The 14,236-nt window shown below is 44.3% G+C and carries 16 protein-coding genes; 5 read left to right on the forward strand and 11 right to left on the reverse strand.

The window, feature by feature from the left end; genetic code table 11:
• Nucleotides 1–8: 8 nt before the first annotated feature.
• The gene (locus EVJ34_RS14455) at nt 9–233 is read right to left on the reverse strand and encodes a DUF3006 domain-containing protein (RefSeq protein ID WP_131486101.1); all 225 of its coding nucleotides are present in this window, start codon (nt 231–233) and stop codon (nt 9–11) included.
• Complete coding sequence (locus EVJ34_RS14460) at nt 230–1,072, reverse strand: ComEC/Rec2 family competence protein (RefSeq protein ID WP_131486102.1); 843 nt, start codon at nt 1,070–1,072, stop codon at nt 230–232. The genes EVJ34_RS14455 and EVJ34_RS14460 overlap by 4 nt, the downstream gene beginning before the upstream one ends.
• A 143-nt stretch (nt 1,073–1,215) precedes the next feature.
• Between EVJ34_RS14460 and EVJ34_RS14465 the strand changes: the two genes are divergently transcribed.
• From EVJ34_RS14465 to EVJ34_RS14475, 3 genes are all read left to right on the forward strand, one after another.
• Entirely contained in the window at nt 1,216–1,497 is a 282-nt protein-coding gene (locus EVJ34_RS14465) for a hypothetical protein (RefSeq protein WP_131486103.1), read from the forward strand.
• A 124-nt stretch (nt 1,498–1,621) separates the two neighbouring features.
• On the forward strand, nt 1,622–2,002 hold the full coding sequence (locus tag EVJ34_RS14470) for a hypothetical protein (protein WP_131486104.1): 381 nt from the start codon (nt 1,622–1,624) through the stop codon (nt 2,000–2,002).
• Between the two features lie 55 nt (nt 2,003–2,057).
• Complete coding sequence (locus EVJ34_RS14475; RefSeq protein ID WP_131486105.1) at nt 2,058–2,975, forward strand: DNA/RNA non-specific endonuclease; 918 nt, start codon at nt 2,058–2,060, stop codon at nt 2,973–2,975.
• 76 nt (nt 2,976–3,051) lie between these two features.
• On the opposite strand, the gene EVJ34_RS14480 is transcribed toward EVJ34_RS14475, so the two are convergent.
• Nucleotides 3,052–4,356: a M20/M25/M40 family metallo-hydrolase gene (locus EVJ34_RS14480; protein WP_131486106.1), complete on the reverse strand. Its 1,305-nt coding sequence runs from the start codon at nt 4,354–4,356 to the stop codon at nt 3,052–3,054.
• Between the two features lie 116 nt (nt 4,357–4,472).
• On the opposite strand from EVJ34_RS14480, the gene EVJ34_RS14485 reads away from it, so the two are divergent.
• Nucleotides 4,473–5,408 carry a tetratricopeptide repeat protein gene (locus EVJ34_RS14485; RefSeq protein WP_131486107.1) on the forward strand — a complete coding sequence of 312 codons (936 nt, stop codon included), beginning with the start codon at nt 4,473–4,475 and terminating at the stop codon, nt 5,406–5,408.
• Nucleotides 5,409–5,524: 116 nt separating this feature from the next.
• Here the strand turns inward: EVJ34_RS14485 and EVJ34_RS14490 are convergent, their stop codons facing one another.
• From EVJ34_RS14490 to EVJ34_RS14510, 5 genes are all read right to left on the reverse strand, one after another.
• Complete coding sequence (locus EVJ34_RS14490; protein ID WP_131486108.1) at nt 5,525–6,151, reverse strand: helix-turn-helix domain-containing protein; 627 nt, start codon at nt 6,149–6,151, stop codon at nt 5,525–5,527.
• A 172-nt stretch (nt 6,152–6,323) separates the two neighbouring features.
• The gene (locus EVJ34_RS14495) at nt 6,324–6,896 is read right to left on the reverse strand and encodes a lecithin retinol acyltransferase family protein (RefSeq protein WP_131486109.1); all 573 of its coding nucleotides are present in this window, start codon (nt 6,894–6,896) and stop codon (nt 6,324–6,326) included.
• Between the two features lie 241 nt (nt 6,897–7,137).
• Nucleotides 7,138–8,169 (reverse strand): hypothetical protein, encoded by a 1,032-nt coding sequence (locus EVJ34_RS14500; RefSeq protein WP_131486110.1) that lies wholly within the window; start codon nt 8,167–8,169, stop codon nt 7,138–7,140.
• A 288-nt stretch (nt 8,170–8,457) separates the two neighbouring features.
• Entirely contained in the window at nt 8,458–9,066 is a 609-nt protein-coding gene (locus EVJ34_RS14505; RefSeq protein ID WP_131486111.1) for a hypothetical protein, read from the reverse strand.
• 59 nt (nt 9,067–9,125) lie between these two features.
• Nucleotides 9,126–10,565 carry a caspase family protein gene (locus EVJ34_RS14510; protein ID WP_161568928.1) on the reverse strand — a complete coding sequence of 480 codons (1,440 nt, stop codon included), beginning with the start codon at nt 10,563–10,565 and terminating at the stop codon, nt 9,126–9,128.
• 572 nt (nt 10,566–11,137) lie between these two features.
• Between EVJ34_RS14510 and EVJ34_RS14515 the strand changes: the two genes are divergently transcribed.
• On the forward strand, nt 11,138–12,130 hold the full coding sequence (locus EVJ34_RS14515) for an Abi family protein (RefSeq protein WP_131486113.1): 993 nt from the start codon (nt 11,138–11,140) through the stop codon (nt 12,128–12,130).
• 218 nt (nt 12,131–12,348) lie between these two features.
• Here the strand turns inward: EVJ34_RS14515 and EVJ34_RS14520 are convergent, their stop codons facing one another.
• The 3 genes from EVJ34_RS14520 to EVJ34_RS16020 all read right to left on the reverse strand — a co-directional run bounded on the left by EVJ34_RS14520 (nt 12,349) and on the right by EVJ34_RS16020 (nt 14,143).
• Nucleotides 12,349–12,693 (reverse strand): hypothetical protein, encoded by a 345-nt coding sequence (locus tag EVJ34_RS14520; RefSeq protein WP_131486114.1) that lies wholly within the window; start codon nt 12,691–12,693, stop codon nt 12,349–12,351.
• A gap of 354 nt (nt 12,694–13,047) precedes the next feature.
• Complete coding sequence (locus tag EVJ34_RS14525; RefSeq protein WP_131486115.1) at nt 13,048–13,605, reverse strand: YcxB family protein; 558 nt, start codon at nt 13,603–13,605, stop codon at nt 13,048–13,050.
• A gap of 22 nt (nt 13,606–13,627) precedes the next feature.
• Complete coding sequence (locus tag EVJ34_RS16020) at nt 13,628–14,143, reverse strand: YcxB family protein (protein WP_368665994.1); 516 nt, start codon at nt 14,141–14,143, stop codon at nt 13,628–13,630.
• Between the last annotated feature and the right edge of the window lie 93 nt (nt 14,144–14,236).

Genomic DNA, 14,236 nt, shown 5'->3' on the forward strand with positions numbered 1-14,236 from the left:
ATTCCCCTTTATTTTTCCCAAAGCTCATCCATCAAATCATCGATTTCTTTCGATAGCCGTTCCTTTTCCTCTGCATCTATCTCGACTCGCCCATCCTCATAAAACCACAGTACATCTCCAGATTTAATCGGTTCTGGGAGTCGTGACTTTGGAATATCCTCCATCACTTCCCCAAATTCGACGACAGCTAAATCCCCTTCAAATCGATCGATGATGCCTCTGCGTCGCTTCATTTTGATTTCTTCACGGCGTAGCTTGTGCCGTTCCCCGTGATGATGATCGTACCGTTCTTGTCCGTGCGAAGCGTGTTCGCTTTTTGTCGCTTCAAGTTCGTCACCACTTCGGACGTCGGATGCCCATAGCTGTTCTTCCCGACGCTGATGATGGCATGCTTCGGTTTGACCGTGTTCAGGAACGTGCTACTAGTCGACGTCTTGGCACCGTGATGGCCCACTTTCAATACATCCGCCCGGAGCGTCTGCTTTTTGGCCATCATGTCCTTCTCAGAAACATGTTCCGCATCCCCTGTAAACAAGAACGTGTTCTTCTTGTACGTGACATGAAGGACTGCACTCCAATTGTTCAAGTCACTGTTCGAGTAGGATTTGACCGGACCTACAAACTTCGCGCTGACACCTTTGATTGGCAGTTTCACACCGGCCTGTGCCTTTTTGATGGTCTTGCCTTCCCGTTTGACGGCTTGTAGAAAATCTTTGTAAGCCTGGGTCGTGTGCTTCACTTTTGGCGCGTAGACGTTCTCGACACGATAGGCATCCAATATCTCGTCCAATCCACCGATATGATCCGCATCCGGATGCGTCGAGATCAATACTTCGATATCGTCGACTTTTTGTTTTTTGAGATAGGCGACGATGGCATCCCCTTTACCTTTGTTCCCACCGTCAATGATGACGTCCTCACCGCTTGGCATCTTGATGTAGATGGCGTCCCCTTGCCCGACATCGATGTAATGGACTTTGATGCTCGCAGCGGCCGATGCTTCCCCGTATGGCGACACCAATAGCGCTCCACTAAATAGAACGGCACTCCCAATCTTGATCAATTTATTCATCTTTTATCACTCCACTTTAAAATTATTGTAAAATTATCCAACACACCTTTATTATAATCCGCTATTTGTTAAATTGCTTCTAATTCCTGAGTTTGACCTTATACATAAATAGTTAGGCTGTGACGATAGGAGGAGTGAGAGAAATGAATTTACGAAAACCCATCGCAATAAACAAGAAGTATAAACCGGTCCTGATTTTTAAAGACGGGGTGGAATTAAAAGAGTGTGTCTCTATTCAGGAAGCCGCACACTATCTGAAGGGACACACGTTATGCACGGCCATGCCGTATCGTCATATTATGAATGGCATCATCTTTGACGAGACCTGGATCTATGAGGGAAGCAGCTATCGATTCACCACTGACCCTGAAGTGAAAAAGGCAAAGTCAATAGAGATGGAGACTCAGAATAAAGTCCGTTTTTAAGGAATGATAGAATTATAAAATCGAACAGGTCTCATGTGCGGTATCTTATACACGCTGTACACTGATTCGTCACTGTTTGTTAAAACCCTACGAGGTACACTTGAACTAAAAAGGGGTTCTCCTCATGCGACTTCAAGATTGGATTCAGCAATATCACAATACGGAGATACTGCGGTTTGATCACCTCTGCGAGTACCTGGATGCGACACCATTTGAAATCAAACACCACCTTGATGGAATCAGTCCCGAAATCACTGGTGTACTGAAGTCAGAAGAGGGTGTTGGCGACGACGCGTTCGTCACGAAGCTGGAACATCATTTGCTCAGTCGATTCGACAAACGAAGAAAAAAAGTAAAAGTTACGATTGAAGTCGAGTTGCCACTGCCGGAAGAAGCCTACAACTTTTGTCAGCGTGAACGGTTTAGTATGATTGAACGCGTGACCCAGCATATGAGTGAACAAAACGTGAAGGATTGGCGCATCGTAAACATGCGGAGGATATAATTGAATACCAGTAATGTTGACTCATCTATGAATATACATACTAAAAGGAGAAAAAATGAAATTTACCTACTTAATCTTCCCTTTGGCCATCCTACTGATGGCCGGATGTACCAGTGAAGCCACACCTTCTACAAGTGAGAAAGCAGAGGAGTCTGCTGTTCAGACAGAAGAAGTCGTCGAGACGACTGAAACAAGCACAGACGATTCAAATACGGAAACGACTGCAGAAGCCGAGGAAACGGTCACAAGTTCGGATAACGATCTGTTCTCTGGTTATAAGCTGATTGACATTGATGGCGGGGATTTGTCCGGCTACCGCGAGGCGAACGTCGTCGTCGATATCGGATATGGGGATCGCGAGTATTGGGCGTTCACGAACGAGCATGGTCAATTGATTCGTGTCATCGCCGACCAGATTATCCTGCAAGATGATGATTCGGAAGACGTGACCTCGGATGGCCGCTACTATAATGACGAAGCAAAGGTCCCAGGTGTCGAACACAGTGAGCTCGACGAAGGTCATGTCATCGCCGACTCACTAGGTGGCGTCTCGAACGCCTACAACATCACGCCACAGGATAGTACGCTCAACCGTTACGGCGATCAGGCCTATATGGAAGACATCATCCGGAAGGCCGGCGGCGCGACCGACTTCGAGGCAATCATCACATACCCAGACACGAGCACACATATCCCTTCACACTACGAATACACATATACCGTGAAAGGGAACATCGTCACCGACTCATTCGACAACGTGAACCCGGACGAGGTAAATGAGACGCTCGGCCTCACAGAAAGTGAGCCGGAACCCGAAGCCACAGGCGATGTCTCGAGCGTAGACACGAACGGCAATGGTCAGGTGACGATCCAAGAGGCGAAAGACGCCGGTTACACGATGCCGATCATGAGCGACCATTGGCTTTATCCTTATATGCGTGATAACGACAATGACGGAATGGTAGGGGAATAAAAATAGAATCATTTTAATACAAGGAAAATTGCAAATAAGAAGGCAGCATTTTTTCAAGTGCTGCCTTCTTATTTTTTCAGCTGTTTTGTTGAATCAGACGATGACTAAGGACTGTCTCGACAAGTACCACTGTCTCAAATGTTGCACAATAGTCAACTTCCTCGAAGTCTGTATGCTCGTCACGGTAACCGATAGATAGATTCACAGATGCAATACCGAATTCGGCAAAAATTTTTGCATCACTCGATCCCCCGTTACGAGTCGCCTCCCAATCATCCATTCCGACCAATCGCCCCGCTCTTTCGAACAGTTCTCCATAAGACGCTTCACAAAAATCGAACATGCCTCGACATCCGGTGACAATGTCGCGTGTACCCCGACGGTCCAACACGATGGCTGCATCCACGTCACGGATAAATTCTTTATTGATGCCACGCGCACCACATAACCCTGTCTCTTCTTCGACCGTGAACGCCACCTTGATGGTGCCACTGAAATTCGTTCTCGGCAAACGTTCGAGTAGTTCCAAAATAGCAGCGATGCCGGCCCGGTCGTCTGCTCCGAGAATCCCTTCCGAACTCGTGAGTATAGTACCTTCCTGATGGATGACGCGCCCTCTCTTGATACGCTCGACCGTATCCATGTGCGCCGACAAAAGAATCGTCGGCCCTTCTCCGTGACGAACGGTTGCCAGTAAATTGCCTGCTTCATCAATTTGTTGTTCATCCGTGAGTTTTCTCAAACTCGATGTGAGCCGTCGACGAACTTTCTGTTCCCGTCCACTCTCACCAGGCACCTCGAGCCAGTCGAGAAGGCGATGTTTGAACCGTTCTGTCTCAAGCATTTGGATATACCGTTCGTCGCTCGACATCTTGAATAGCATTTCCGCGATATCGAGCAACGCTTTCCGCTCCGTCTGACTGTAGTCAAAGAGGACGGTATGTCTACGCCGACTTTTACGGATACGGATACGAACCGCTGAATCTGAAGGGACAGCAAGATTCAATACATGTATTTGTTTGTCAGTCAAAAATCCGTCCATTTCAACGTACGCATGACGTTCTCCGTGTCCATCACAACACATGCTCGTCATCATTCCTAATTCGTTCATCCAACGAACGATGCCACGGATATAGGCGTCAAACGCATAATAAGGCAGTTCTTCAGTCTTCGAATTGAACAGATGCTCCTGACTGACAGAATTCCAAGGTCCTTCCTCATTCTGAAGACTCTCAATATACGCTACGATTTGTTCGTCCTTCACCAATTCACCCGCGATTTTTTTTTGAATAGAATAACTTAATTTGTTCAATACCATATTTGTTTCATTCATCCATTCCTTCAATCCATGTCTTGCCATCATCTCTGCTTGGTTCATCATCATCCAGCTCCTTCTCTTTTGATGAGCCAAATATATCAATACCGATGTGACAGCTTGTCACACAGGTCTAGACAAAACTATGATGAGAGAAACGGTTGACGAGGAGAGGGTTGTAAATGGAGACGAGCGGTTATATGGAAGAGTTGACATTAAAACGACGCATACGTGATGAAAAATCAAAAGAAGAGAAAATGAAGTTTCGGAAAGAACTTGTCGCACTCTATGTACGTCAGGCCGAGCACTTCAAACTGTCCGACCGACCCGATTTCAAGGTGGCGCGACAGATTCTCGAGAAAGCGATCGAGCTACAAGTCGATCATCCGCTCGCGAACTATCGCCTCGGCTATATCCACTACAGGGACGGTCGTTACGCGAGTGCGGTACATCATTTCAATATCGCTTTAGGCCGGAAGACGACCAATTCGTTGAGTGAGGTCCAGATAACACTGGCCCATATGTTCTCGGCGAATTGCGGTATCCATATCGCACGCGAAGCGCTCTTCAAGATAGAAGGCTTGGAGAACGTATTCGAGCCGATTGACGACGAAGGCGCAGAAAAAATCAAGCGCTATCGGGATGAGCTGCTCGTTCAAGAATGGGAGATGTTTGATCGGTTATACTATCGAAAAATCCGGAACGGAGAGGATAAGATCATCACCGAGACCGAATTTCATGACTACTCACCTGCTCCCCGTGAACTGGTGCTAAAAAGTTCAGAAGAAGGGAGATACGCCCTGATTCATTTGGAGATGCCGCTTGAATTGAACATGACTTTTTTTAACTTGTTGTTCTTATTATCGACACGCTCTCAGTCGACATATCAGTCCCTACAAACTCAGCTCACGGAGCTTAATGGAGAAGAAATATCTAATGATAACCTACGCCAATCTATATCCCGTCTCAAAAAGAAAATAATCTCCTTCGATACCCTTTTCAACACAATCTCTACGACTGACAAGGAAGGAAGTCGAATCAACGTCTTCGAGTTAAGCGATGAATGGACGGTCACCATCCTGTGTCGTGCTGATGATTTTCTTAAGAATGAAATCTGATCTTTAAAAATACAGGTATAACCTTTCATTTAATATGAGAATGACTGCAAAAAGCGTATTCTCTTTGCCAAAGAGAGTACGCCTTTTCATTCCAATCATTCATATTTCCTATTCATTTATTTCGTGTCAGATTCATTCTTATATTTTCCTATGCTTGCATGCTTACGTACATGTTCGATTAACGCCTGCATGATTTGGTCTTCTTTCATATCAAAATCCTTGTGAAACGGCACCCGTTCTTCTTCAAATAAGAAAGCATCAATCAAATAAAGGACACGTGGCTTTTTTCGGGGAGCACTGTTCTTTAGACAACGTTCCCAGACCAGCTGTTCAAACTCTTTTGAATAGCGTCTATGCGCGACGGCGTTCCGCACCATCGTACGACTGATTTCAAAATCTCCTTCCCATAGCCAGCGGCCGGCCACTTGATGCCACATTTCAATGCGCCCCAGCTCTTTGATTGCTTCCACGTCAATTTCGACGTGATACGGGACCTCGTCCTCATTCTTAACGACATCCCGTGCTTCCCCTTTCACCGACTCCGGATATATCTCCCACCCTTCGGGCATCCGTTCTTTGATGAACTGCTCGAGCGAATCCTCACTGATCCGATAGCCTTTTTTACGCGACTCGAGCGGTTCTGCCTGGATCACGCCTTTTCGTACCCAGTTGCGGACCGTCTCCTTGTGACTTGTGAGCTTGTTCTTCGATAAGATTTCAAATGCTTCGTCAATTGTATACATGGTAAACCTCCTCTTAACACAATGATGAATTTATTAAATAATACCATAAACATTGTATTAAAAGTGAGAGGAATACTTTATAAAACAAGTACACTTGATTCATAAGTAGATAAACACGCCATAATTTTAAGTTATTAATCCATCGATGTACTCGGTTGAAGATTTGACCATCCTAGCTTAAGTACCACTTCCAGCGAACCCAAACAATGTTAGATTCATCTACATTCAAGAATTTTGAAAACTCTTCTTTGACCATAAACAAAAAATTACAATCATTTTCAAGCTTCCCTATGATACAGCCTGCTACAAATTGATGACAGTTATCATCAAGAAGATTGTATTTTCTTCTTTCTGACAGATTTTTAATCGCTTCTTTTGCTATATTTTCATCTCCTAATGGCCGCATTGTATGCTTCATCACTGGAATAAAGATGTCTTTATCTGTGCTAAAGATGTTACCGGTAAATTCTTTCAAACTAACTTTTTTAATCTCTCCTTTTCGATTTAAGTCGATAACATTTTTATTTCCTATGTATACACCAGAATGTTCTGCTGTACCTAATTGGCAATAAACCAATGCACCAATAGCGGGTTCTTGCACAAAATCATATGATTTATTCAAAAGGGAGGAATGTCTATGTATTGAAGTTTTTTCTCTTGTCCATAACATGGGCGTAACGACATTTCTTAGTGCTTTTTTGTTAGATTCCGTGACTTTAATTTTATCTAAAAATCTATTTTTCAACTGTATATCTCCAATCTTTTTTTCTTTTTATCAAATATCATTCAAAAACTAAGATGTCGAATTCTTTATGAAGTAAAAGTATAAAGATAAAAACTGAGGTACATTAATGGATTGAGATAAAGATGGATTCGCTCGCGACTGATAAATCTAGTAAATTTGAAGTTGATTTGAAGACAAGCATCTTTTTATTTATGGGAGGATGCCTGTTTGTAGTTTATGTATTACCTGACTGCTTGATGATTCACGAATGAGTAGTAGGTAAGGTTACGATTTCAAAAGAGCCGTTTCGTACTTGAGTTAATCTGTTCAATACTTCAGCCACATCTCCAATCCCAACGTACCTTTTTAAGTTCCCCTCGTTCCCTTCAAAAGTTTTAGTCAACTCTATCAATGTTTCCTTGAGGACTTCTGGGGTGAAATGCTTCTGCACATCATAATATTCAATCTCACCGTATCTTGCTTTATAAAATGCAACACGGTCTATAGAATGATAGTCGCCAAATTCAAATTCCTCGGAGCCAGCATAATATGAGAGTTCATCTAGTAAGTAGTAGGCAATCATTTGAAGGTTGTCTTTTCTCTTGAGTGAATGGTCTTTGGTAGTTTTAAAGTCATACAAGGTTCCATTAATATATATGTCAGCATCTGCACCTTCAACTAATAGCGAGGAGACACCGAAATGTGGATTGAACGACACACTGCTGTTCTTTTTTATGACTTCCGGAATCATAAAGTTCTCTTCGAATAGATGTATCATCATTTCCAATTCACGTATCACGTCACCAGGTACTGGATCATTAAACAAGTAATCCAAATCTACAGTACTCGGATTGATTCTTGCTCTTACGATTTGTTCCAACATTGCTAAGCGCACAGCAACTTCATATAGTTCGGCTAACTGTGCCCTTCCCATTACTACTTTTTCGACTTGTTCCACCCACGACAAGTACTTATTGAAGTGATATTCGTTGATTGTTGGTACGTCTTCTAACTTATACATTCCTTTGTGTGATACTAATCCAGACGTTACGTACTTCGATTTAATAAATTTCGCAATCCTAAAGCGCGCCAAGTAATCAAACGCAGTTCCTAGCAACGTTGCATTTCGAGTCACACTTAAGCTGTTCGGAACTTTGAGCATGTACTCATTCGAAAATGCCTTTTTACCACTTTGAGTGTAGTACTCACTTTTATTAGGTGCAACAGAGAGAAGTACGTTCATAAACGCTTTGTCTTGTTGCGTTTTTCCGAGTAACTTGCTGCTTAGAGACATGTCACACATTCCCTTCTATCTTGAACATGATGATCTGATGGGGTCTAGGATTTACGGCATTTACTTCATCATTCTTAAATCACTTTTTTTGAGTTTCAGTTTACTCCAAGGATTATGATTCTAAAGGGCCGGTATATTTAGATTGAAAGTGAATCGTCACCTTCTCTAATTCTTTAATTTTGTAAGCGTCTCTGTATTGAAAGGATTGATGGTCTCCATGAACGACTGTCTGGACATCTTGACGATTGATCAGGAGATGTCGGGGCATCAATCGTTTTATCTCCATGCTCATGAGGGGACCAAATCAATCTCGGCCAACAGCCCGGCGCCTAAGATTCTAGCCGACAGATAAGCAACCAGGGCGTCTTCCGTACTAAATAGACGGTCTCTCGATTCGTCCTGGTTCACTTCATGTTTCGACATGTTATATAGGCGCACGAATACCAGTAAGCTTTTCACCGTCTTTTCATCTATCGTTCGCAATTTGTCGATTTGATGGACCGCTTTACCCAAGGTGGAGTTTTGGTGTCGTATCATTCCAAGCGTCTGTACCTGCTTCAAATATTGACGGGTCACGGCCTCGAGGTGCATGCCAGCATATTGGACGATGTATCGCGCCCCATATGCCACATCCCGCTCCAACTCGCTCGCCGCATACTGGAGCGGCCTGAACAACGGTCGCTCGTATCCCCCAGGGAACGGGTTTTGAACCGGATTTTTGGGAAGACAATATCCACCCACCCCTCCAATTTCTTCATCGATTGTCCAAAGAAGTGCCATCGCTTCCGTCTGGCTGTCTCGATTCACAGCGGACATGACCTGGTCGACAGCGGTCTTCTGATTTCGATTCAATAGATGTTCGTATAACCATTGTGTGTCCGGCAACGCATGCTTCATCTCGATTCCCCAGTTCTTTTGATTTGGCTTGTTGGTCTCGCGTTTTCCCACTTTCACAATCACTTCAATGAAAAGTGTACAGCTTGGTCCACCGTGATAATTGTCGGGGTGACGTTTGTATAGACACGGGGACGTCTGCCTTCAAGAGTAATTCGGGTGATGGCGTGATTTTCGATATACAAGTTCAAAGAGTTCACCTCAGCCACGATGGATTTAAAGACGAGAACCGCGATGAGATGGAGTCTGATACATTCCAAGGCCATGTGCTGATCGAGCAGGTCAGGGATCAATTGATCGGACACTTCATAGTCAGATGACATCCCATAGATGATTGACGCTGAATGATTGATTTTGATATGGCTTGGCACTTCTTTGTTGAACAGATAATGGTCGATTCTCAGTTTGGCAATTTCATCAGGTGTGATGCCATTGAACGAAGCGTTATCAAACATAGGATTCCCATGCTTATTTTCAATGGAGACCAGCTTGAGATTGATTGTTTTTTCGCCCCCGACCACTTCGATGTCCACTTCGTCCACACGCACAAATTCAGCCGAGTCCTCGATTGCGAACGGTTGCTCTGTTCTCCACATCTGCTTGAACGTCTCCTCGACCCTCTTCGAGTTGTTTTCGGCCTTCAGAACTAAGATATGTGTTTTGTCAGAACGGTTATAGCGATAGGAAGAGTAGCGTGCGCATACGCCACGACCTAGTAGAAACCAGTCTCCCGATTCGTCGATCACCCGCTGTCCACCCTCAAGGAGTGGTCGCGGGTTTGACTTGTCCTGTCTAGTCTTCACATTCTTGATGATGACAGGTGGACCGGAGAGCGTACCCTTCATGACAGGGTGTTGGTTCGGGAACTCGGTAGTTAGGGCCTGACTGACATATGAATAGAGGTTGTAGATATCGACTTCCCCACTCGGATTCGTCGCACCTCCTTCAAGACCACGAATCAAATGATCCGTGAAGGCCCCGTGTCCATCTCGGTCCCAGGCCGACTGATCTTCCGTGCACGCAGCGATGACGAACTTCCCGGATCCTTTGATTTCAAGGCCCCTGTCCATCAGACTGTCGATTGACCGTATGAGTGCACCGCTATGGCATGTATCAAAAAAGCTCAGGACCGTACGCGCCGGCGTTTGGTCGATATGATCCCGGACATCAGACATATTGATGCTCGTGTCTCCGACGGCATGACGATCTGCATCGTACGGCAGGAAATATGCATTGGTCTCACTGAATCCCCCATGCCCCGCCCAATAGAGGAACAAGACGTCTTCTGGGGATGCCTCCTCAAAAAAGCTTCTCAACGTATGCGTTAACATCGACTTGGTGGTCAAGTTCCCACTCAGGATCTGCACATCGGATTGTTGAAAGATGGCCGGCTCCTCCGTCAACAATCGATGAATTGCGCTGACATCGTTAAAGGTGTTTGGAAGAGTCGTTATCTCCTGACTCCGTTGTTCGTTGACTGCGATCAATAGCGCTTTGTACAAACTTAACCCCTGCCTCTCTACTATTTACATATATTGTATTATACAATACACCATGCTCCCATAACGAGGCAAAAGCGATTCCATATTCCGCTATTTGTTTTTACGAACAACCCTGTTCAAGATTGCTTATTCTGTTAATCCGTTATACATCCAAGACCATCTTATGATCAAGTAACTATCCACTGGAACAGGTTATCGGCAAGTCACCATTACTTGACATGATTCTATGTTGTCTTCCCCATCATGGAGTCTCGCCATAGAGTATGACCATATAGTAATGTCACGATTGAACGCGAACATCATTTTCTTCTTATCCTTATGAATACTATATATAGTTTTATTTATACAAATATCAATCCACATCATCTATATTTAGTTAAATAGTTCTTTACTTGTTCATGGAATCTGTGCTATTATGTTTAGCGTTGTCATTGACATGTTGTTTTAAGTCGAATATAGTAGAAGTAATCAATGAGCAGGCTGGACTGACCAGCCAACAACGGCCCCTTACCTTTCGGTAAGGGGCCGTTTATTTTATACTGATCATATACTGCTTATGAAGGAGCATAAACATGTCAAAACCTGAGAAGGTCTTCAAGTCAACGACCGATCAACTGAAATTGCTACAAGAGCGCGGTCTGGTGATCGATGATCCGATGTTCGCAGAAGAGGCCTTGATTCGAACGAGTTACTACGAAATCATCAATGGCTACAAAGACCTGTTCATCAACATAGATAGTGAAGAAGAGCAATTCGAATCCGGGACAACATTCTCGGAAATCTATTACCTCTATGAACTCGATAACACCATCCGTTTCGCGATGCTGTCGGCTACCCTTTCCGCGGAGAACCTGTTACGTTCAGTCATAGCCTATGTGCTTGCCGAGAATCACGGCCATTCCATCAAGGACTATCAACAAAACAGAAACTTCCGACAAGGGAAAAAAATAATTCGTGGGCGCGCCAAAGGGAAATTTGAGCGGGAACTATTGTTGCAGATTTTCTCCGAGGTCTATTACTCGACACATCAACCGATGACCTATTATCGGGAGACCTATCAGGACATGCCCCCTTGGATTCTGGTAAAGGGACTGAGCTTCGGGAACCTTCAATATCTGTTCAAACTGATGTTGCCGGAATCAAAGACAAAAGTCATCGCACGAGCAACCGGCATGAATCCAGAATTGATCACTGATCAGACAAAACAAGCTTTCGCCGAGACATTCGATATCCTCGTCGCCTTCCGGAATTGGGCGGCCCACGGAGGACGTGTGTACAATCACCGTGTGCGAAAGCGCCTGAGCTACTCTCCGACCCATACCCGCTTTGGTGTGACACACTCCGCCTATCAAAAACATGACCGTGGCCAAAGTGATGTCTTGAGTTTCATTATCGCGTTGTCTTACTTGAGAGACCGGGGCATCCAAGATGGGTTCCTTCACGCCATCACATCAGAGATCGACGATTACCTGATGCGGTTCCCCCGACACAAAACGTTACTGTTAAGACAGATGAACATCCCGGACCAACTCTATCAAGAGTGGCGCCATAACCGGCAGCATTGACCTGAACCCGCGATCGCTCGCGGGTTTTCGTCGCGTGGCGTTAGACGCGCCCACGCTCTTGGTTTTGACGTTGTCCTTACGCTCCGTGCCTCCCGTCAGAAAGGTCCAGGAACATAGAGATGCGTTTTAAAGCAGCTCTTGTTATCGGGCCGTCAGGGGGCAGCGGTGCGATGAGCGACTTCGCTTCCTGGCGTTAGACGCTCACGCATGAGCCCGGATCACCATTCCTTCTCCCATGCCCCGTCTTCAGAGACTCCCCAATCCTCAAAGCGATACTTGATGAGCCAATGGACATGCATCACTTCATATTCGAATACATCCTTGGATAGCTCTGAGACGATAAAGCTGACGTCTCCATCCGCCACCACCCATGTCCCGTATAGATACACTTTCTCGATCGGACGCTCTTCCGCATCCAAGTAGATCACCACCCGGAAGTAAGGCGAGTTCCGTCCATCATCGAACCGGACGACCTTCTCGACGCAATGTTCCTTGTCGACGACACGCATCCATTCGGAATGTTCCATCAGTTCCGAGAACACCGTCTGAACGAACGGATTCAATCTTGCAAACGCATAGTCATTAAGCAGTAGTTCATCTATTACGTCTCATCCCTTCCTGTTCTCTATAGACCGATTCCCCGTAAAAGCCAGTTCATTCCTTGTTCATATACCTACCGAAACGAAGACACCGGAACAACTGTATGCTTGTATTCAAGCAAATTCTTACGACAGGGGTCGTTTTGGTGGGTACTATTAACCTAACTATCTATATCTTACCAACCTATGATTGCGGCCATTCTAGCTTAAAGACCTCTATCAGCCGCGAGCCTAGTATTTTTCTTTGTACATAATCCAATTGATTCAATTCAACTAGAATATACATCAAAAAAGCACGCAGGCGATGAGATGACTCTATCAACTGCGTGCTTTCATATATGGATTTAATAATCGTTCAAGTTCACTCTGTTCGATGGAATCGAGTCCATTGATTTTTTTTGGAATGATAATCGCATCGGCCTCTTGAAAATACAAATATAAATGTTTCTCATCTTGTGATGCTTTGTCTATCGATTCCCAAGGAATTTGAAGCATGCCCTTCGACCTAGGGTTATCCGAAGTCCATTCTATACCAGAATCATCAAGTTTCACCGTCACAGTCCTCGGCCATCCCCCCATTTTCTTCAACTGCACCATGCTCTTCCTTAAAGTGATGGGAGGATACATTTTTCGCAACAATGGATATAGCAAGAGCATGACTAGAACACCACTTGCTATCGCCACCAACACAAAGGCAGTGAACGATATGACACGAGGAAAGAACCACACCACTGCAGCAAACCCATAGGCAAAGGCCAGCAACTCTGTGTAGATCAATAAAAATTTACTCCTGCGTTTATGATAGTTTGTATTTTTAATCAAGTCTTTCTGTAGAGAAATAAAATCCTCTGGCGTCAACTGATATGTAATGGTCAACTTGTATACACCTCTCTATTTTCTAATTCACCAATTTTGATTTCAAGAGTAGTTGAAATGGTTTGAACTCTAAGATGCTAGATTCATCATTATGTTTGGGAACAATTATTGCGTCATCCTCTTCAACGTATAGATAATAGTAAGAGTCATCTTCACTTAACTTATCAATGGACTCCCAAGCTATATTTTTTTGCGATGTCACTAGACCCTGTTTCGATGTAATGATAATCTCGGTTTCATTGATGACTAGGGTGACGTTTGTCGGAAACCTGAGGTCATTTTTTAAAAAGTAACGAAACTGCCAAATCGTGACGTAAGGATAGATTCGTTTCAAAAATGGCATCAGTACTAAAGCAAGAAATATACCTCCTGTCAGTGCGAGGAAAAAAATGAGTTCTTCGGCTACCAAGGATGATAATAAAAGTTTCGTAAACAGGAACCCAAGACAAAAAACAAGGATACTCATCATGATATTCGACAGTTGTTGTCTTCGTTTATGATAATTCAAAGTGTGTATGGAATTTCGTTGAAGTGCCATGAAAATCTCAAGGGTCAATTGATATTGAACGATCAAGGATAAGTTTCTCCTCTCATAAATTTACTTAGAGACAAAAATATAACTTCGTTTGTC

This window comes from Exiguobacterium sp. SL-9 (assembly GCF_004336985.1).
Lineage (GTDB): Bacteria > Bacillota > Bacilli > Exiguobacteriales > Exiguobacteriaceae > Exiguobacterium.